22 protein-coding genes and 1 tRNA gene are annotated in these 20,533 nt (G+C 40.8%); 14 read left to right on the top strand and 9 right to left on the bottom strand.

Annotated elements, in window-relative coordinates:
• Positions 1 to 218 precede the first annotated feature (218 nt).
• A complete protein-coding gene (locus tag BUA53_RS02875; RefSeq protein WP_072833742.1) occupies positions 219 to 1,340 on the bottom strand; it encodes an AI-2E family transporter in 1,122 nt (373 codons plus the stop codon).
• A 769-nt stretch (positions 1,341 to 2,109) separates the two neighbouring features.
• Between BUA53_RS02875 and BUA53_RS02865 the strand changes: the two genes are divergently transcribed.
• From BUA53_RS02865 to BUA53_RS21760, 10 genes are all read left to right on the top strand, one after another.
• Positions 2,110 to 2,928, top strand: a complete 819-nt coding sequence (locus tag BUA53_RS02865; RefSeq protein WP_139256320.1) for a carboxylesterase family protein — start codon at positions 2,110 to 2,112, stop codon at positions 2,926 to 2,928.
• A 207-nt stretch (positions 2,929 to 3,135) separates the two neighbouring features.
• Positions 3,136 to 4,917: a DUF4331 domain-containing protein gene (locus tag BUA53_RS02860; protein WP_072833739.1), complete on the top strand. Its 1,782-nt coding sequence runs from the start codon at positions 3,136 to 3,138 to the stop codon at positions 4,915 to 4,917.
• A gap of 21 nt (positions 4,918 to 4,938) precedes the next feature.
• Complete coding sequence (locus tag BUA53_RS02855) at positions 4,939 to 6,999, top strand: DUF4331 family protein (protein WP_072833738.1); 2,061 nt, start codon at positions 4,939 to 4,941, stop codon at positions 6,997 to 6,999.
• 115 nt (positions 7,000 to 7,114) lie between these two features.
• Positions 7,115 to 8,455, top strand: a complete 1,341-nt coding sequence (locus BUA53_RS02850; RefSeq protein ID WP_072833737.1) for a tetratricopeptide repeat protein — start codon at positions 7,115 to 7,117, stop codon at positions 8,453 to 8,455.
• A gap of 403 nt (positions 8,456 to 8,858) precedes the next feature.
• A complete protein-coding gene (locus BUA53_RS21145; RefSeq protein WP_175546004.1) occupies positions 8,859 to 9,023 on the top strand; it encodes a hypothetical protein in 165 nt (54 codons plus the stop codon).
• 120 nt (positions 9,024 to 9,143) lie between these two features.
• Positions 9,144 to 9,869, top strand: a complete 726-nt coding sequence (locus tag BUA53_RS02840) for a HupE/UreJ family protein (RefSeq protein ID WP_084079773.1) — start codon at positions 9,144 to 9,146, stop codon at positions 9,867 to 9,869.
• A 449-nt stretch (positions 9,870 to 10,318) separates the two neighbouring features.
• Positions 10,319 to 11,317: an NADP-dependent oxidoreductase gene (locus BUA53_RS02835; protein WP_072833936.1), complete on the top strand. Its 999-nt coding sequence runs from the start codon at positions 10,319 to 10,321 to the stop codon at positions 11,315 to 11,317.
• A gap of 59 nt (positions 11,318 to 11,376) precedes the next feature.
• Positions 11,377 to 11,502: a hypothetical protein gene (locus BUA53_RS21625; protein WP_262494383.1), complete on the top strand. Its 126-nt coding sequence runs from the start codon at positions 11,377 to 11,379 to the stop codon at positions 11,500 to 11,502.
• Positions 11,503 to 11,522: 20 nt separating this feature from the next.
• Complete coding sequence (locus BUA53_RS02825; protein ID WP_072833735.1) at positions 11,523 to 11,915, top strand: hypothetical protein; 393 nt, start codon at positions 11,523 to 11,525, stop codon at positions 11,913 to 11,915.
• A 121-nt stretch (positions 11,916 to 12,036) separates the two neighbouring features.
• A complete protein-coding gene (locus BUA53_RS21760; RefSeq protein ID WP_245792998.1) occupies positions 12,037 to 12,345 on the top strand; it encodes a hypothetical protein in 309 nt (102 codons plus the stop codon).
• Between the two features lie 149 nt (positions 12,346 to 12,494).
• Here the strand turns inward: BUA53_RS21760 and BUA53_RS02815 are convergent.
• The 6 genes from BUA53_RS02815 to BUA53_RS02790 form a co-directional block, all read right to left on the bottom strand.
• Positions 12,495 to 12,568 (bottom strand) — tRNA-Asp (locus tag BUA53_RS02815).
• Between the two features lie 81 nt (positions 12,569 to 12,649).
• Entirely contained in the window at positions 12,650 to 13,285 is a 636-nt protein-coding gene (locus BUA53_RS02810) for a hypothetical protein (RefSeq protein ID WP_072833734.1), read from the bottom strand.
• Between the two features lie 42 nt (positions 13,286 to 13,327).
• On the bottom strand, positions 13,328 to 13,609 hold the full coding sequence (locus BUA53_RS02805) for a hypothetical protein (protein ID WP_072833733.1): 282 nt from the start codon (positions 13,607 to 13,609) through the stop codon (positions 13,328 to 13,330).
• Positions 13,610 to 13,639: 30 nt separating this feature from the next.
• A complete protein-coding gene (locus tag BUA53_RS02800) occupies positions 13,640 to 14,125 on the bottom strand; it encodes a hypothetical protein (protein WP_072833732.1) in 486 nt (161 codons plus the stop codon).
• Positions 14,100 to 14,960, bottom strand: coding sequence for an AAA family ATPase (locus BUA53_RS02795; protein ID WP_072833731.1), 861 nt, complete (start codon positions 14,958 to 14,960; stop codon positions 14,100 to 14,102). Before BUA53_RS02795 ends, BUA53_RS02800 begins: the two co-directional genes overlap by 26 nt.
• A 45-nt stretch (positions 14,961 to 15,005) precedes the next feature.
• Positions 15,006 to 15,308 carry a hypothetical protein gene (locus tag BUA53_RS02790; protein ID WP_072833730.1) on the bottom strand — a complete coding sequence of 101 codons (303 nt, stop codon included), beginning with the start codon at positions 15,306 to 15,308 and terminating at the stop codon, positions 15,006 to 15,008.
• Positions 15,309 to 15,413: 105 nt separating this feature from the next.
• On the opposite strand from BUA53_RS02790, the gene BUA53_RS02785 reads away from it, so the two are divergent.
• The 4 genes from BUA53_RS02785 to BUA53_RS02770 all read left to right on the top strand — a co-directional run bounded on the left by BUA53_RS02785 (position 15,414) and on the right by BUA53_RS02770 (position 18,166).
• A complete protein-coding gene (locus BUA53_RS02785) occupies positions 15,414 to 16,145 on the top strand; it encodes a LexA family transcriptional regulator (protein WP_084079770.1) in 732 nt (243 codons plus the stop codon).
• Between the two features lie 78 nt (positions 16,146 to 16,223).
• Positions 16,224 to 16,838, top strand: coding sequence for an HAD family hydrolase (locus tag BUA53_RS02780; RefSeq protein WP_072833728.1), 615 nt, complete (start codon positions 16,224 to 16,226; stop codon positions 16,836 to 16,838).
• 34 nt (positions 16,839 to 16,872) lie between these two features.
• The gene (gene rpiA, locus BUA53_RS02775; RefSeq protein ID WP_072833727.1) at positions 16,873 to 17,550 is read left to right on the top strand and encodes a ribose-5-phosphate isomerase RpiA; all 678 of its coding nucleotides are present in this window, start codon (positions 16,873 to 16,875) and stop codon (positions 17,548 to 17,550) included.
• Positions 17,551 to 17,677: 127 nt separating this feature from the next.
• A complete protein-coding gene (locus BUA53_RS02770; protein ID WP_072833726.1) occupies positions 17,678 to 18,166 on the top strand; it encodes a hypothetical protein in 489 nt (162 codons plus the stop codon).
• Positions 18,167 to 18,184: 18 nt separating this feature from the next.
• Here the strand turns inward: BUA53_RS02770 and BUA53_RS02765 are convergent, their stop codons facing one another.
• Both BUA53_RS02765 and ggt read right to left on the bottom strand, forming a co-directional pair.
• Positions 18,185 to 18,688: a DUF1572 family protein gene (locus tag BUA53_RS02765; RefSeq protein WP_072833725.1), complete on the bottom strand. Its 504-nt coding sequence runs from the start codon at positions 18,686 to 18,688 to the stop codon at positions 18,185 to 18,187.
• 31 nt (positions 18,689 to 18,719) lie between these two features.
• Positions 18,720 to 20,432, bottom strand: coding sequence for a gamma-glutamyltransferase (ggt, locus tag BUA53_RS02760; RefSeq protein WP_072833724.1), 1,713 nt, complete (start codon positions 20,430 to 20,432; stop codon positions 18,720 to 18,722).
• Positions 20,433 to 20,533 lie beyond the last annotated feature (101 nt).

Genomic DNA, 20,533 nt, shown 5'->3' with positions numbered 1-20,533 from the left:
AGTCACAGCGCATCAAGTGTACCCGCCATACGGTCATATATGTCCATACTCAGGGGTATGCCAATCCAGGCACGCAGGTTATCATTCCTTTGTAATAGCAATAGGTTTGAAATCCTTCTACAATGACGCCAAACATGGGAGTAATCATTTTATTCACAAGGACAGTATGTACAGTCCTTCGATGCCTGAGGTAGAAGAAAATTTAAAGATAGATAGGTTCATTTTTCTGTTGACTTTCTTATTACTTTCTCAGCCAGGGAAGGTTTTTTATTTTTCCTGTAGGCAAATCTTTTATAATTAGTGGGTACTACATCGCCCAGCAATTCGCCCCAGGGCTGCAGGCCATCTACCCGGTCGAAGATGATTTTTAATATGCCTACAAAAGGAATGGAAAGGAACATGCCAGCTACTCCCCATAATGCACCGCCAAGCAAGACAGCGAGGATAGAGATCAGGGCGTTGATCTTGACTTTAGAGGAAACAATACGAGGTACCAGGAAATTATTATCTATAAACTGGATAATGAGATATGCAACTATGATCCATAATTGTTTTGAAAATCCTTCGCTGGTGATAGTTGCCATCAAGACAGGAAGGGCGATGGCAATGATGCCACCGATGTACGGAAGCATGTTCAGGATGGCGCCCATCACGCCAAACAATAAGGCATACTTTACACCTATGATAAGCAAGGCCGTAGAGTTGAGTGCTGCAACAATGGCTGCCTCCAGCAGCAAACCTACCATGTAGCTTTGAATGGCGAGTTTTGTTTGCCCCAATATCTCGGATACTTTACCTGCATTTTCACTGGCAAAGACCCTGAACAGAAAATTCAATATCAGGATTTTGTAGTACAGAAAAAGAAACACATACACCGGCAAGAGTAACAGCACGCCCAAGGTACCAATAACGGTATTCAGGGTGCCACCTATAAGTGCCTTGCTGCTGTTGGCCGCTTCGTTGATCATTTGCATTTGTTTCTGGATGGAGAAACCAAATTTTAGTTGCAGCCAGCTTTGAAGGCTTGCCAACAGGCTGCTGAATTTTGCTTTCAGGGCCGGGAGATTCTCCCCAAAACCCATTATTTGAGAGGATAAAAAATAAAATATCCCCGTCATAACCAAAATGGTTAAAAGCATGGCGATAAGAATGGAGGGAATTTTTCCAAGCTTGAAAGTGCCCAATTTATTGACCAGTGGATTCAGCAAGATGGCGATGATAATAGCGAAGGCTAAAGGCGTGAGAATATCGCCAAGGTTTTTTAAGATGTAGGTGGCTAGCACGAGTCCAAACAGGATGATCGTAACCTTTGCATACAATGGAAATTCTTTTTCCTGCATAAATCTTATTTGTTTAATATAATACAAAAACCCGGCTTGCCTATAATTTTCAATATGAACCCCTGTAACAATAGCATGAACGTTAGGAAGGATAAGAAGCGAATATCTACTATTGTTTTGCTGGAGGCAAATGAAAGAATTATTGAAGGATGTGCGGACTTCTCTAAAAACTCTAGGAGGGGTTATCAATTGTCTTTGGAAGTAGAGTAAAAGGACAATTTATGAGCTTCTATGGCCAGTAACAAAGGTTTTTTAAAACAAGTTTAATCCTAAGCAATTATTCCATTAAGCAGTGACAAGGCAGCTTCAGGGCTGCCTAAGTTTATTGAGTAGCTGAAATGAAAAAAGTCGCTTAAAACATGTATTTTAAGCGGCTTTAATCTTTTTTGTTTTGCCTTTTTGCGGACCGGACGGGAGTCGTTCTATGTTCCATCTCCTCGACTTCCCCTATCCTTTGACTTCACTTCCATAGTTCCTTCCTTTCATCCATTGGGTGAAAACTAGTTACGGAATATTATTTTATTACTCAATATGGGGTATACAAGGGTCTTTATTGCACTCTTTTTTATTTCTCTTTGCATTTTGTTCAATATAATTTCAATATTTAATATAACTCTATAAACAAAATTAATGTACAGCAAGGGGCATATATTTTGTTGCTTTAAAGCCAGGAACAAGCCAAACCAGTTTCAGAGAACTGTTTTAATTACCATTTTAAATAATAGCCTTGATCAATTTTTATTTTGCATGCAGTTTCAAAAGTTTGAAAATGCTGTGCATCATAATTTTGATTTCAATTTTATCGACCAGTTGTAAAAAGCCCAGGCAGGACCAACCAAATGCTAATCCTGTCATTAAGGAAGCTTTGGATATAACATCCGTTTTACAGCCGGTAACTCATACAATTACGGGTAATATTGGTGGTTATTATATAGCTATACCATCTAATTATAAGCAAACTCATTCATCCTATCCATTATTGGTATTCCTTCATGGTGCTGGTCAGTTTGGAAATGGATCGCTTGATCTTCCATTGCTTCTGAATGATGGCCCGGCGCAGCTGTTGGACGAAAAGCGTTTACCCGGAGTCTTTAAGGTTCATGAAAATGATTATTCCTTTATTATTCTCATGCCTCAAACAAGATCCTTTGCAGGAAATGCAGACATAGCTGCCTGTATTGAATTTGCCAAACAAACATACAGGGTTGACAGTAGCAGAATCTATCTTTCCGGATTAAGTAGCGGGAGTGAGGCTATTTGCAATTTTGCCGCCACCAATACAAATAATATAGCTGCTATAATTCCGATGGCTGGGATACCTGCAGATTATGCCATTTCAGATAAATGTAAAAGAATAGCTGAGGGAAATCTTCCATTATGGGCATTCCATTCAGAAGATGATCAAACCATCAACGTTTCTTATGCTAAGGGTTTCATTGCTTCGATAGCATCATTTCACCCAACAGTAATGCCCAAATTAACTCTTTGGCCTACCGGAGGGCATGATGCCTGGACCAGGGCACTCGATCCATCCTTCAAAAGCGATGGGATGAATATTTATGAATGGATGCTTCAATATCACCGTTAATTGTAATCATGAAGTAGTTATTCTTTTTTTATTTTTCTTTTTTAGAAATCCAAATTATATCTAAAGCCGTATATCAACAATAGGCCTTTATTGTATTCATAACGTCTGTAAAGACCTTAATCACCCCTTTGTAAGCAAGCTTCGGTTATCCAGTAATCAAATCTTCTATCCTGTAGAGCCAATTTTTCATTTAAAAAAAATTTAACCATGCAGAAAAGTTTTACCAGGAAAGGAAGGCTTTGGTACCTGTTGCTACCATTAGGGGCCATTATTACCTTCGTACTTATGTCTTCCAGCCACCGGGAGGCGCCATTAATTGCAGACGATCCACTGGCGGACAATACGGACCTCTATGTTTTCCGCAGCCCGGACAAGCCTGAAAAGGTGAACATCATCGCAGATTATATACCACTTGAATTACCACAAGGTGGCCCTAATTATTACAATTTTGGAACAAATATCCGCTATGAAATTCATATAGATAATAACATAGCAACCACAGGCGATGACATTATTTACCGTTTCACATTTCAAAACACCAACGAGGATCCCACAACATTTTTTAATATCAGGCTGGGTAAGCAGAATCAAAAAACCACTTATACACTTGAGCGCAGTATAAATGGAGGTGCGGCTTTTGAAACTATTGTTACCAATGGAATTGTTCCACCAAATAACATAGGACCAAGAAGTATTGAATCTCCCGTTGGTCTAAACAGTAATTATAATGTATTAATGCATAATGCCATTACAATGGCCAGTACAGGAGAAACTGTTTTTGCCGGGCCTGTAGATGATCCTTTTTTTGTAGATGTTGCTGGCGCTTTTGATCTTGGCGATTTGCCACGTCAAACAACAGGTTCAAGAGATGGACTGGCCCGATATAACGTTCACACAATTGCCTTGCAGATTGACATCTCTACTTTGCAAAAAGATCATAAAAATGTGAACCAGGCTGCCAACATCCTCGATGGAGATTTTGTAATCGGCGTATGGGCTTCAGCAAGCAGGCAGGCAACTAAAACTCTTAGGACTCCGAATGGTGGTTCGCCATTTAATCCAACCAATGGAGGTACTTCTGTTGAAGAAGGCAATTGGGTGCAGGTATCGCGAGTAGCTATGCCCTTGAATAACGAAGTGCTGAGCAATGTGGGGGTTAAAGATCTTTGGAATCACCTCACACCTTACCAGGACCTGGCCTATATAAGCACATTTGGAAATAACTATTATAATCCTGAACTGGCTCTCTATATGGATGACAGCAAGTTTGGTGGTGCCGTACCTGCCTTCAGGGCATTAAGAGTTCAGAGCAATTCTTTGCACACGTTTGACTTTAGAAACACTATGATGGGTTTGTATCCACTAAAAGGAACATCTGCTGTTTCGGGCACTGCTCTGGATGATGCCATTGCAGGAACATTGTTACTGCCTGGTCCCGGTAAGCCACGTTCTGTTGATATCTGGCCTATATTTCATACGGGAGTGCCCAACCTTCGTCCCTACCAGTTGGCCACAGGTAAGAAAGGCAACCCATTAGCTGCTGGAAAGCCATTCATTAATAATTTTCTTCCCAATGGTGGTGATATGATCAGGTTGAATATGGCTGTTCCGCCTACTCCAAGAAATAGCCCTGATTTTAGTTCTGAGGGATTGGTGCAGGCAGCTGTTCTTGGATTAACCGATCCAAGGTTTAACACCAATACAAATTTGGAATTTATTCCCAATATGGATGGCTTCCCCAATGGAAGAAGATTGGAGGATGATGTTACAAGAATTGAATTGCAAACAGTAGGAGGTGTGGTATTAGCAGCAATAGGTTTATGGTACGATGATTACAATCCTGCAAATACATCCCAATCACCTGTTACTAACCGTTTAGTGAATACACTACAGTATTCAACCGGAGTGGAAAAGAACGATACTTCTTTCCAGAATGCATTCCCTTATGTACAAGCTCCATGGAGAGGTACAGTGGTAACCAATCAATAATAATCTATTAAGAAATTAATTATGAAAAGAAAGATACTTAGTTCATTATTGCTTGCAGGCGTTTTTAGTATTGCAGCAATTTTGATGTCATCCAGTCATCGCGAGGCACCCCTGCTCCTGGGTGATCCGACTGCTGATAATACAGACCTATACGCCTTCAGAAGCCCTGACAACCCGGAAAGGATCACTATCCTGGCCAATTACATACCATTCCAGTTGCCACAGGGTGGGCCTTATTACTATCATTTTAGTGATAATGTGCGCTACGAGATACATATTGATAACAATGCCGGCAATAACACTTATTCATCCGGAGATGATATTGTGTATCGTTTCAGTTTCCAAAGGACCAATGAAGATCCCTCAACTTTTTTTGATATCAGGTTGGGTAAGGAGAATCTTAAAACAACCTATACTGTTGAAAGAAGTATGGATGGAGGGGTAAATTTTCAAACCATAGTAAGCAATGGAATCGTTCCGCCACCCAATATTGGCCCCCGCTCTATAAGTAGCCCTGTAGGCCTGAATGCGCCTGATTACAATAGCCTGATGAACAAGGCCATCATGACCGCAAGTTCGGGAGAGAAAGTATTTTGCGGCCCTGTAGATGATCCCTTCTTTGTAGACCTGGCAGGCGCATTTGACCTGGGTGATATTCCCCGGACTGCAGGTGGAAAGTCAGCAGACGGATTGAAATGCAAAAATGTATCCACCATTGCCTTGCAGATTGATATCTCGACCTTGCAAAAAGACCATAAATCTGTTGACAAAGCTTCCTCTATCCTGGATCCGAATTTTGTAATTGGTGTTTGGGCTTCCGCCAGCAGGCGAAAGATCAGAACACTCAATACAAATGGAACGGAAAATTACCAGGGAGCATGGGTGCAGGTGTCAAGGTTGGGAATGCCACTTACTAACGAAGTGGTAAATCCAATAGGAGAAAAAGATCTGTGGAATTCTTTGACTCCTTACCAGGAGGCAAGTTTGAATGATGGTAAATTCAGTAAGAACGAGGTCTTTGATGATAACCTTTACAATCCCGAGTTAGCCCTCTATATGGATGACAGCCAGTTTGGAACGGCTGTACCTGCTTTATCTCCGTTGCGAATTCAAACGAATTCGCTGGGAAAATTTGATTTCAGAAATGGCAAGAACGGGCTTTTTTCTTTACGCCACTCCGCAGCCGTTTCAGGAACAGCCTTCGATGAAGCAGCTTTTGGAAGTGTATTACTGCCTGGGCCTAAAAAACCACGTTCTGTTGACCTTTATCCCATATTCCGGCTGGGAGTGCCCAATATCCGGCCCTACCAGTTAGCTACAGGGAAAAACGGAAACCCCCTGGCTGAAGGGAAACCATTTATCAACAATTTCTTACCCAATGGAGGTGATATGCTGCGATTGAATATGGCAGTTCCGCCAACGCCAAGAAATAGCCCCGATTTCAGTTCAGAAGGTTTACTTGCTGCAGCGGTATTGGGTTTAACTGATGCCAGGTTTAACACCAACACCAAATTGGAATTCATACCTAATATGGATGGATTTCCTAATGGCAGAAGACTGGAGGATGATGTTACACGTATTGAATTACAGGCTGTAAGCGGTGTGGTGCTGGCAGCAATTGGTTTGCCATATGAAGAACCAACAAGACTGGGAATGGTATTGAATTATTCCACAGGAGTAGAAAAAAATGATACTACATTGATGGCTTCATTTCCTTATGAGCAAACGCCCTGGCCGGGCACCTGTAATTGCGCAGGGCTACCTACCGGATATGAACAACCGCAAGTACTGGAACCCAGCAGTGTGATGCGCCTGGCCACTCCAGAGGTATTCATGGCGTCATCGCCTAACCCTTTTACCAATAGCACTTCCATTCGTTACCGGTTGGAAACTCCATCAAATGTGATCATACAGGTTTATGATGCTGCAGGGAACCTTGTGAAAACCCTGGTTAACCAGCATCAGGAAACCGGAACCTATAGTGCCATATTCGATTCTCACGAGTTGTCTAAAGGCGTCTATTTTGTAAAAGCCATCAGTAATGGACAGGTTAAGGAATCCATCCGTGTCATTAAACATTAGGAATTAAAACGAATAGGTCCGTTAGAAATAACGGGCCTTATTCTTTTTTTAATTGACAGATCATTTCAAGCAAACCTTATACAACCGCGGATAATCGAATCTTAAAAATCTTCTTATGCATAAAAAGTTTACCTATATTTTATTGCTTTTATTTTTTGGCGGGATGACGTCTTTTATTGTCATTAGGTATCATTTAAGATTAAAAGATAATGAAGTTGCCTTTTATCCTTTACAGGAAAGAAAAGGTAGCGCTGCATTGCTTCCGGAATGGGCAACTACAAAAACCAATGGTGATAAGCTCATACGCATTGTGAGGGAAACACCAACTGATATTAAATCAACACTGGCACTGGCAGCACTTTACATCCAGGAAGCAAGGGTAACAGGCAACTATACTTATTATGATGGTGCCGCTACAAAATATATTGGTGATGTCCTGACTATGGATCCACGAAACTTCCAGGCATTGGTCCTAAAAGCCATACTGCAGCTTTCACAACATCATTTCAGCGATGCTTTGGAAACTGCAAGTCAGGCACAAAAAATTAATCCCTACAACGCTTATGTTTATGGCATCATGGTGGATGGCAATGTGGAGATGGGTAATTACCCTGCTGCTGTTGAATATTCTGATAAGATGATGTCAATCAGGCCCGACATACGATCTTATGCCAGGGTTTCTTATTTACGTGAAATTCATGGAGATAACCCAGGTGCAATAGAAGCTATGAAGATGGCTGTGGAAGCGGGAGGATATGGAGATGAAGGAACAGAATGGAGTCGTATTCAGTTAGCACGGTTGTATGAAAATACTGGTGAGATAAGAAGCGCTGAAATGCAATATGATATTGCATTGAATGAACGTCCGGGATATGGATATGCAATTGCTGGTTTAGGTCATATAGCTATGGCATCAAAGAATTATGTTAAAGCAATCAGGTATTATGAATCTGCTGACTCTACTTTGAATGATATTGCATTAAAAGAGCAACTTGCCGAGCTATACAGCTTGACTTCGCAGCCGGGTAAGGCCAAGTACATGATCAATGCCATAATTGAACAATTAAACCTGGGGGCAAAAGAAGGTCAGGCAAGCGTCAATCATCATGCAGATAAAGAGCTGGCTTATGTTTATTTATTAAAAAACGAACCAGCAAAAGCAATTGAACATGCAATGAAAGAATATAGCCGACGGCCAGATAATATTGATGTCAACGAAGCGGTGGCCTGGGCGTACTATAAAAATGGGGATATTCAAAACGCTTTATCTTTTTTATCCACTGCATTACGGACCAATTGCAGAAATCCTGTTTTATTGCTTCGTGCCGGGATTATTTATGCTAAAGCAGGTGATCGTGTCAAATCTGCAAATTTCTTAAAACAAGGTTTACAAAATAATCCCAACCTGGATCCACTGTTAAAGAAGGAAGCAATAGAGGCGCTTAAAATGCAGTAAACATCGGCCACAGTTATCATATTTTATTACTTTATGGAACGGGTATGAGATATGATGGAATTGAGATAGCCGCCTTGAACATTCAAGGCAACAAGAGATCTTTGGGACTATCAACTAGGGTTAAATCAAGGAGTTGAATGGTTTCTGTTTTTGCTCAACAACAATTTCAAAGTTCAAATAGCGGGATAATGCTGGCATTCGTGCTGACAACCTGCAGTTTGATTATGTTGATAAACTGATTGCAATTCAGCCTCCAAACAAAATAATTATAAGCTCTAAATTGATTAATGCAAATTGAATTTAATTAAATCCTGGATCATAAATGTGGCAAAAGGGCAAGATTTTATTCCTCAAGCACTGCAATAACTTGGGTGGGTGGATTAAATTACCAAGCAAAAACAGGATGGTATGCACTTCCTGCCAGTATATTCATGACCAGAGCGCTAATGAGGATAATCCCATCGTTGCAAAAGGATATTACATTCATGCCGGTGCTATTAATTACACCCAACCAAAATATGAAGCAGGCCAATACAATGGAAAATATATTGAATACAACCAGGAATAAAGCTCAATTTGGTACCACTTCGCGATTGATAAATGAGACAGCATTTGAACAGAGTTAAATTTTCACCCGCACCTTTTTATGCACGGATCAAACTGGCTGTTTTCTTCTAATAGCAAGAATATGAGGGCAATAAATAATTATCACATCAGAAATCGAAATCAAATAAAATCTTTCAAGCTAATTATACAGTCCTCACTGATAAGATATTGTATACTACTTAGTATTGTATTATCTGCACCATATCTTGTGTTTGCTCATACAGTGAATTTGGCACTGGAAAAGGCCCCCACACATGATGTTGTTTTGTTTTATTTGAAACTAGGTATTGCCCATATAGTACCAATGGGTATTGATCACATCTTATTTGTCATTGCGCTCTGTCTTTTAAATAATAAACTTAAAACAATTCTTTGGCAGGCAACCGCTTTTACAGTAGCGCATTCCATAACACTGGCACTAAGCATGAAGAGCATTGTTACACTTCCTTCAGATATTGTTGAACCATTAATTGCCCTTTCAATTGTGTTTGTAGCAGTTGAAAATATTCTAATAAGTGAGCTAAAGGTTTGGCGTATATTGATTGTTTTTCTGTTTGGGCTAATCCATGGATTGGGGTTTGCGGCAGCTTTAAATGAAATAGGGCTGCCACGCAATAAATTTTTCACATCAATTATTTCATTTAATGCGGGTGTAGAAATTGGGCAAATACTTGTTATTCTATTTGTTTATTTGCTCATTATTTTTCCTCTTTGCAATAAGATATGGTATAAAAAGGGTGTTGTTTACCCTATTTCAATGCTGATTGCTTTCATAGGTGTCTACTGGACTTTTCTTAGGTTGATGTGAAATGAAATAGAATATAAAAAGAAAACTTAGTGTTGGATGCATGTCATTTCAAAGACATAGGAGAGCAAGACTAAACAATAAATACTGCTTTATTATTTTCTATTATTAAAAATATAGTTTCAAATTTCAATATTGCCATTGATTTTTTTTAAAATGATAGGCATTATTACCTTATAGTATATCATAAGGTCACCCATTATTATTGTGCTACCACGCGTTTCGGCCAAACTCAGGTAGCAAGGAGAAATCTACCCCGTCTAAAACTTTCCAACGGATCACTTCTTCGTTCAACTATTTTTCCAAAACGCTGTTATTTAGTTTATAACTATTTCAAACATCTGACAAATAACTGCTTTCATTATATATAACTGACAAACAATTAGCCGAAATTTATGTACCAGTATCCCCGGCTGATTACCCGAATTGTTTACCACACTAAATCTAAAAAAATGACAACTGAACAAATTGTATTGGCATCCAGACCAAAAGGTTTACCGGTCAGTGATGACTTTCGAATGATGCAAGTTGAACTTCCGGTAATAAAGCCTGGGGAGATATTACTGAAGGGTCTGTATTATTCAGTTGACCCCTACATGCGCGGCCGGATGAACGACGCAAAATCTTATGCTCCACCTTTTGAAATTGACAAACCTATCTATGGCGGCGTTATAGGAAAAGTAATGGAAAGTCTTTCGGAGCACTTTAGACCCGGTGATATGGTGGTGGGCAATTTTCCCTGGCAAAAAGACTTTATCGCAACTGAAAAAGAAGCAAGAAAGATCGATACCAGTCTGGCTCCTCCCAGCTATTACCTCGGCGTGCTGGGCATGACCGGATTAACGGCTTATTTCGGATTAATACATATTGGTAAGCCAAAGGCCGGGGAAACGGTTGTAGTTTCCGGAGCCGCCGGAGCAGTCGGTATCGTGGTTGGACAGATCGCCAAAATACAGGGATGCTATGTGGTGGGAATTGCCGGCTCAGACGAGAAAGTGAAGTTGCTGAAATCGGAATTTGGATTTGATGAGGCCATCAATTACAAAACTACTCCCGATATGAACAAAGCTATTGCAGCGGCTTGTCCAAAAGGAGTTGATATTTATTTTGATAATGTGGGAGGAGAAATTTCAGATGCGGTTATTAAGAACATAAATTTTCATGCAAGGATCCCCTTGTGCGGTCAAATCTCTTTATACAACACTACAGAAACACCCATGGGGCCAAGGTTGCAGCCAATGTTACTCACCCGGAGTGTGTTGATGCAGGGTTTTATCGTGGGTGATTTCAAAGACCGGTTTCCGGAAGGCATAAAACACCTGGCCCAGTGGGTGAAAGAAGGCAAATTAAAAGGAACCGAAACCATTGAACATGGTTTTCAAAATTTACCGAAGGCATTACTGGGCTTGTTCAAAGGGGACAATACCGGTAAGATGATTGTGGAGGCTTGATACCAACCAAACAAAAATCTACTTCAACTTTATTTATTATTCACTGATAAAACAAGATCATGAAAGTATTATTTGTACTAACATCCCATAGCGAGTTGGACAACACCGGCAAAAAGACCGGTTTTTGGGTAGAAGAATTTGCAGCACATTATTATTCTCTGGCAGACAAAGGCGTGGCTACCTGATCGGGATCTGCACGCAGGGAATGATTAAGATGGAAATTAACCTGGCAGTTTATGAAGGCGGCATTCATTCCATGATCATTACCACGCCATACCCGGTGCTTAAGGTGCTGGAAACGAGCAAAAATTTCCGGTGCCGTTTTATTGTTTTCTCCCGGCGTTTTCTCAAGGCTAATTACATCAACCCGCACGTGCTGGACAGGTTCCAGTTTTGCTCGGCAGGGGCCATACCGGTGGTGCATCTGCGCCAGGCAGAAGCCGAACAGTTGCAGGCGCAGTTTGTGTACATCTGGCAGCAGTTCCGCGAAGCAGGCCATCCCTTCCGCAAAGAAATCACCGGAAACCTGATGATGGCATTGCTGTATGATTTCGAAGCTGCCTATCAAAAGCATTTTCAACAGGTTCAAAAAAAATGAGCCGCAAAGAGGAACTGAATATCAAATTCACGAGCTTTTGTTCCAGCTTTTCAGGCAATAGCACGGCGTGCGGTTTTATGCGGATAAACTTTTTGTGACACCCAAATACCGGTCTTAGAATGTGAAAGACGTAACAGGCCGCTCGACCTGTGAGTGGATAGATGCAGTGGTGGCGGTACAAGCGCAAGCGTTGCTGCATGACCCGGACTTATCCGTGCAGCAGTGGCCAATGAACTCAGCTTTCCCGATCAATATTCGTTTAGAAAGTTTTTCAAAAAACAAGTGGGCATCTCTCCATCTGACTACCGCAAGGGAACATCGCCACACAACGCTGTTGGGTGAGGCAGTAAAGGCAAGTTGTGTTTTGATTTGTTCTTCCACTAATGCGTTGAATAAAGTATTAGCCCCGACGTTTTTCAAAGTCATGTGACCATCGTGATTATTTATCCTGATGGCAAATCAAGAAAAGCTCGTCCCGAACCTAAAGTAATTTTCATTTTCAACTCGTGCTGGCTTGAGCTAGGATCAGCAGAAATGCAAAAGGGACAAACCATACTTGTGATGATTTGTCCCTTTTTGCGGACCGGACGGGACTCGAACCCGCGACCTCCGCCGTGACAGGGCGGCATTCTAACCAACTGAACTACCGATCCTTATTCGTTGGGGGTGCAAAAATAGGAGAGAAAATAATTCCACCCAAAACAAAGTATGATCTTTTTAAAAATCTCTTTTTCCTAGCTGATCTTCTTTAAAGGGATAATTGACCAGTCCTGCTCATTAAGAAGCTGCTGCATGGAAACAGGACCACCATTGATTCTTTCGGAGGGCCCCAGGTTCTTTTGGTGCTGGTGCATTTGACCTTTTAGTGATATATAGGCCTCAAAACGTTCCTGGCGGTAATCTTCAAGTTTTTCAGTCACTATTGAATGAGGCACAATACCTTTAAAACTTCCATATTTTCCTTTTTGAGTTAATTCCAGGAAAATGATGAGGTCCTCAATACTTAACTGGTCTTCCATAGCTGCCAGCATGATCTCACATGCACAAAAGGCTAGCTTTGTTTCATTGGGTTTCTTAATCTTATGCAGCGGGGGAGTAGAATAAAACTCTTTTACCAACAATTTTATTAACTGGTGAATTCTCTTAAGCCCATATTCCCTGATAAAGCCTGGGATTCTTTCTGAAAGAGGAATAGATAATAGTAGTTGAAAATCTGCCTCTTCATCCTTTATATATTGCTGTAATGCCAGACCTGCTATTAATTCATATTCCAGGGAATGCACGAATTGCTTCTTAGTTCTTTGGGTAGCTTTGGGCAGTTCTTCTTTTACCTTTTCCTGTAAAGTCAGTGCATTTGTACTGTACTTCATGGTCCTTACTGGTTAAACATTTAATAATTCTTGAAAGTATTCTCAGCTCGCTTTGGCATAGCTAACACGCATCAGTTTCAGGCGCTGGTACAGGCTTCCGATAACCAATGCTGCACTAGAGTCATTTAATTCGGTTTTATGCCATTGCTCGTCGCTATCCATTACGTACAATTCATTCTTAGGACTTACACACACAGCCCAGGCATTGAAAGGAAAACTATGAGGAGTGGTTTTCACTTCCACTGCATTGTTGAAATACAGGTAATCATTACCAACCAGGTCCTTGATTATTTCAACGCATTCGTTTAAAATTGATTTTGTCATAACGATCATTTTGCGGCAGGAATGTCTTGCTTACCTTGCCAATGTGATACGATAAGTTGACCGGGAAGTTTTATTAACGCCTTCCATTACTTCCCCGGTTTCGGGGTCAACAGTTATTTTACCGGGTGCTATTCTGCGCAGTTTTTCTTCCAACTGTTTTTTTCTTGCCTGCCAATAATTCACCTGTTCATTGATCTGATTCCATTCTGCATTTTGCGAATAGTCATAACTAATGCCTGCTTCACAGATTTCGATCCTTGCTCCCGAAGGAGTAGATAACCTGCCATTGTTCTTGGATAATTCTTCTCTTAAAAATTCTATATAATCTTCATTCTTTCTTACAGTCTTAGCAAATTCTTCCATTGCAGCCAGGGCCTCTGCTACCTGGAATACATTTCCTTCTTCAAGAAGGGTGGCCACCGATTGCCGGGCCAACAATTCAATCTCTTTCTTTGTTAATCCTTCACGGATAGAAGGAAGAGTAGATTGGTTAGGCTGCGTTAAGTGTTTTTCCATTGATCTGGTTTCTACGGTTAGCTATTAATTGTTGCAATAATGGATTTGCATCCACTTCCGGCTTATTCTTTTGGTACAGGTCCACCAGTTCGCGTTGAGAACTGCAGGTGTCAACCTTATTATACCATTCGTTACCCGGACGTAACACTGTGAAATCTTCTTCGCCTTGTTCGCACCAGCTGGCAATCAATCTTCCGGTTTCTTCTGTTGGTACAAACGATGGTTTTCCCATGAAAAGATTAGTGCGGTCCTTTGATGCGGAAGCATTGTGTTGAATATCCATTTCAAGATTAATAGTCAATTCGTATTCAAATCCTTCCCTTGTGATCTCGCGAAGTCCGGCTTTTTCAATCTTAACCTTATTCCCATCTTTTATCATTTCATAGTCCTGTTTGCGACGGACTGTAGTTATGATGTGAGAAGGGCTATGAAGGATAGATTCCAGGAAGGCCTGGTGACGAGGTGTAACCTTAGCCCAGTCCTGGTATTTACCACCAAGGCTTTCTACAATTTCCAAACAACCCCCTTTGCCATCCCATTCCTGCGATATAGAGTCGATAATGATCACTTCCATACCTTCCTTTTCGCATGAACGGATAGCCTCAATGTACCGTTCTGGTGAAAATGGTGGTGCCAGGCTCAAAACATTGTAGTCTCCAAGGTGAGCATAGAGGTCGGCACTTCCATTTTCTGTGTCTATAATGGCTACCTTGGAAAGATCGCCACAAAGTCCTTTTGCAATGAGTATAGCGCTATATGTTTTACCTCCTCCTGATACTGCCGACAGTCCCAGGCGGATCTTTGCTTTTTTTCTTGTTGCTTTTCTTAGTTGCATGATATTGCTGATTGTTCTTGCTTTAATAATTGAATTGACCTGGAGTTAGGCAGCTTTCTTAAATCCGTTCTCAAATGTTTGAGCAAAGTACCTTATGGCTGCTTCGGTGATCTCATCCATGGCACCTGTTACTTCCAAAACAGGTTTTATATCAGTTCCATTCCACTTAACAAAATCTATATCCACGTCAAACCTGTCAAAAATGTCAAGTAAGGAGGCATTGGAATTAAAATACCCAACTCCCTCAATTTCCAGGTCCCCAATATGTTCAGTTACAATTTTCAGTTCACGAACCACTTTATGCTTTAATGGGAAGTGGAAAGCAAATTCTTTTTTTGTCTTCCTCATAATTTGGAATTGTGATTATTTGAGTTAAATTTGTGAATAATAAAGATACGAATTAGTATAATATCCACACATTATTCACAATTATATTCACAATAGGTTAACATTATGGAAAATAGCTATAACTTAATGGATATCAGGCAATTATACGGGCTCAATCAAACAGATTTTGCGCGTAAGGCCAATATGAGCAGGGAATTAGTGAGCAAAATTGAAAATGGCAAAGTGGAGATGAAAAAGCCAACATGGAAAAAGGTTCAGCGGTTTTTACAAGATAATCCCCTGACTAAAAATTCACAAGATGTGAATATATTGGGAATGCCTTCACATTTTCATTCCGAATTAAGGCATACTTACCTGGAAAGCAGGCGGGAACATAAGAATGATCCTGTTTCTCAACTTGTTCCTCTTGTAGGCATTAAAGCCCAGGCAGGTTATGTGAAAGCATATGAACAGGTAGATTATATGGATACTTTAGAAAAGTATTCATTGCCTCCGGGTGTTAATTCGTTGGGGGCCATCTGGCGGTACTTTGAAGTAGATGGGGATAGTATGGAGCCTACATTAAGTGCAGGAGATGTGATCCTGGCTACAATGGTTCATCCTGAAGATTGGGCTGATGTGAAAAATTTCAGCGTTTATATTATTCATACTTCTGATAAACTCCTGGTAAAACGTATTTATAAAAAATCACCTGTTGAATGGGTACTGATCTCTGATAACGATGAGCAATACCCGCAAGTACCCCTGAAATTGGAAGATGTAAAGCAGGTATGGCAATTACGCCGTCATATCCGTTCCAAAGCCCCTCAGCCCAAAGAGTTTAGGATCATAGCATAAGTAAATGCTTTTGTTATTGCTCTTTTACCGTTTCCATTTAATTCTGCAAGGCTTCCAGTATATTTATGGTAAAAGAGTATGCAACCACCTGTACTAAAGGTATTGTTCCTGGATATAGGAGGCGTTCTGTTGACAAATGGTTGGGGACACCAGTCAAGGCAGAAAGCTGCGGAGGTCTTTGGTTTTGATTATGAAGAAGTGAATGCATTGCATGAATTCATTTTCAATATTTACGAAATTGGCAAGCTCACCCTGGACGAATACCTCGATACCACCTTATTTTATAAACCCCGTAATTTTACAAGGGAGGATTTTAAATCTTTCATGTTCTCCGAATCACAACAACTTCCCCAAACCCTTGAATGGCTGATAGATTGGAAGCAAAGCAAGCGGGAAGAAGTAAAGGTCATTTCCATCAATAATGAAGGACGCGAATTAAATGACTACCGTATTAAAAAATTTGGTTTGCATCGCTGTTTTGATGCCTTTGTATCTTCCTGTGAGGTTGCCATGAGAAAACCCGATCCGGGTATATTTAAATTGGCATTAGGCATTGCCCAGGTGAGCACGCAGGAATGCCTGTATTTTGATGACCGGAACTACCTGGTGGAAGCTGCAAGGCGTGCAAATATTCCATCTTTTCAACATACGGGTTTTGAACAAATGAAAACCATTCTGGAACAATATCCCTGATTGAGAAGGCTTACAATATTTATAAGGTGTTGCCATGAATCCCAAACAACTTGCAGCTTTAAAAGCTGTTGAATACATTAAAGAGGATACGATCGTTGGCCTCGGTACAGGCACCACGGCTTTTTATGCTATTCAAAAATTAGGAGAGATGGTGAAGGAGGGAATGCGCGTAAGAGCTGTGTGCAGTTCCCTGGCCTCCGCAAAGCAGGCAATAGAGTCCGGGATACCACTGGCAGGTATGACCGAAATAACTAGTGTTGATATTTATATTGATGGTGCAGATGAGGTGGATGACCAATTCAACCTTATTAAAGGGGGAGGAGGAGCACTGACCCGTGAGAAGATCCTCGCCTTCAATAGCCAGCTATTTATTGTTATTATTGATGATTCTAAATTATCTGCAAAGCTTGGCCGTTTTCCGGTGGCAGTGGAAACAATACCATTTGGTTATAATTTTGCCATTCCGCACCTGGAAGCACTGGGATGTAAAGCAACTGTGCGTCAATCAGGAGATAATTTTTATAAAACAGATAATGGCAACTGGATCATTGATTGCCAGTTCCAAACCATAACAGATCTTGAAGCTTTGGAAGGAGCCATCCATGCTATTCCCGGTGTGGTAGAATGTGGACTATTTCCCTATAGCTGGGTTGATATAGTAATTAGCGGGAATAATGATGGAACAGTAAGGGAATTGAAAAAGATCTCATGACGAATCCACAACTGTTCAATAGAAAATATCTCTCTTAGCTTAACTGGAAAACAATTTAACTTTATACTGGTCAGACGTACCCCCTTCATCTGTACAGGAAATTTCATCACAGCTAAAAAACCTGGTTATGAAATGCTATTGCCTGTACTTTGCCTGTTTTCTTATCATTTCTTTTTCCTCAAGAGCGCAAAACCAAACGGCAAGAGCCAGGCCTTCTTCCAACTCCAAAACATCCCAGTCTGCAGGTCCCTCCGGGAATCAATCTTTAACTGTTAAAACTGATTCATTAAAGATGGCTATGAATGATCTTAAGAGCTCATTCAATTCCCTTTTTGGAAATAAAAGAGATACAATTTCTATCTATATCTCAAATATCGAGTATGACGATAATAACCTGGTTATATTGAAAGATGATCTCAAAAAAGTAAAAGGCGTAAAGGCTGTGAACATGCAATACAAGCAATCGGCTGCCATGCTCGACATTTCCTTTAAAGGAAAATCAGCAGAGCTCTGGGATAAACTTCCAATTGAAGCCAGGTCACCTTTTAAGCTGGTTGAGGCGGGCGACTATAATATTACTCTCCTGTATAAAAATACTAGTGGGTTAAAACAGTAATAAAAAACTTCAATTAAATTATTGTGCTGGATTTTTTTTGGGAATGGACAATGAAGTCCACTGGTTCCCCCTGATCCATTTTCCCAGGTAAACGACCTGGCCAACATGTGAACTGTAGTGAGCCAGTTGACGGTTGATAGCGTCAACTACTATTAATGGTTGCTGACGGATAGTAATTTGTTTTAGTAAATCTCCAGTGGTTAAAGAATCCAATGTATCGAATAGGAGATTCCAGCCTTCTTCCCATCTTTGAATCAACTGCTCCCGGGATAGATCCTTTATTTCAAATTCTTCATCTCTTTGCCGCCAATCTTTTTCTCCGTCCTCAGTAAGGAAATTTGTCCAGCGACTTAGCATGTTTCCATGCATGTGTTGAATAATGACAGCGATACTGTTTGATGCTTCATTGGGCTGGAAAAAGAAATCGTTTTCCGACAATTGAGCAAATGTTTTATCTCCAAGAGTTTTATATTCATTAAAACGTTTGATAACACTTCCAAGGTATACTGTGCCTATATCCATGAGTATAGCTATAATTTTTTATAAAGTATGGTCAATAACCTGCAGCAGCATCATCACCTCTTTTGTCTGCAACGGCCTCCATTCCATCTCCCGGGATTTTTTTGATCACTTCTGTTCTGCCAATGGAACCACGTTCTTTAATAGTATATCCCATTTTCTGAAGTGCAATACGCGTGGCTTCAGGAAATGATCTTTCCACATCAATTTGATCTGGCAACCACTGGTGGTGAAATTTAGGTTTATTCACTGCATCATCAGCACTCATTCCAAAGTCAATGATATTAACTATGGTTTGAAAAACAGAGGTAGGAATGGTTGTTCCCCCTGGTGTTCCTACAACAATAAAGGGTTTTCCATCTTTCAGTACCAGGGTGGGGGTCATAGAGCTTAGCATTCTTTTTCCAGGTGCAATGGCGTTAGCCTCGCCTCCAACTGCACCATACAGGTTAGGTACTCCGGGTTTCACACTAAAATCATCCATTTCATCATTGATAAAAAAACCTGCACCACCAATGACTGTTTTACTACCGTAGGAATTATTTAATGTGGTTGTAACAGATACGGCGTTGCCCTCAGCATCCAATACAGAAAGATGCGTGGTTTGCTCACTTTCTTTCATGGGCAATACACCAGGCTTTATTTGTGTGCTGTTCCCGGCTATGCCTGGCTGGTAATCATTCATCCTTTTCTTTAAATAGGATTCATTAGTGAGTTGCGCTTCCGGCACTTTATAAAAGTCAGCATCTCCCATGTATTCTGCCCTGTCTGCAAATGCCCGTCGTTCCACTTCTGTCATTAATTGAACTGCCTGGGGAGATAAAAAGCCATAAGAAGAAAGGGGCTTGTCTTCCAGCATTTTTAGCATCTGGTGTAATAATATACCACCACTGCTTGGCATTGGCATGGATACAATGGTATAGCCATGGTAATCAAAGCTGTGTGGAGTACGCCATTTCACCTGGTAGTTTTTTAGGTCATCCAATGTGATGATACCTCCGCCTCTTTTCATTTCTTCCACTATCAGTTCCGCAGTCTTTCCCTTGTAAAAACCCGCTTCACCATTATCCCTGATAAGTTTCAATGTATTGGCAAGGTCTTTTTGTACCAGGGTATCACCGGCTTTCCATCCCTTTGAGTTAAGAAAGGCTGATGGTTGCGTATTGTATTTTTGAAGATCCTGCTGAATGCTATTTAAAGAACTTGCCTCTCTTTCCGAAATGGCAAAACCTTTTTCAGCAAGGTCAATGGCAGGTTGTATCAATTCTTTAAATGAAAGCTTTGCATATTTCATGCTGGCGAACATGCCCGCAATGGATCCCGGTACTCCGCTGGATAAATGTCCATTGATACTTTTTCCCTGAACCACATTGCCATTAGCATCAAGATACATATCCCTGCTTGAGGAAGACGGTGCCATTTCCCTGTAATCCAGTGCCAGGGTCTCACCGTTTGCCAGCCTTGCCACCATAAAGCCACCTCCACCAATATTTCCAGCTCCGGGGTATACTACCGCTAATGCCAGTTGGGTTGCAATGGCAGCATCAACTGCATTGCCGCCTTTTTTTAAAATGGCTACGCCCACTGCACTGGCCAGGGGATGAGCAGAAACAACAGCGCCTTTCTGTGCAACCAGGTTTTTTGTAATGGAATAATTCCAGGGGTCAACATTATTTTTATCTATAACATTTTTTGTGCTGCTGCAGGAAAATAATATCAATAACAGCAGGGGTGCCAGTTTTTTCATGCCGGGGATTTAAAGCTGTTAAGTTAAGGAAGCCCCGTTAATTCAGTTGCCATTTTATGAATCCTTATTTGCTCATAACTGGTTAAATTCTTAAATTAGAG

Origin of the sequence: Flavisolibacter ginsengisoli DSM 18119 (assembly GCF_900129295.1) — a bacterium.
Lineage (GTDB): Bacteria > Bacteroidota > Bacteroidia > Chitinophagales > Chitinophagaceae > Flavisolibacter > Flavisolibacter ginsengisoli.
This window is presented reverse-complemented; position numbering and strand designations above follow the sequence as displayed.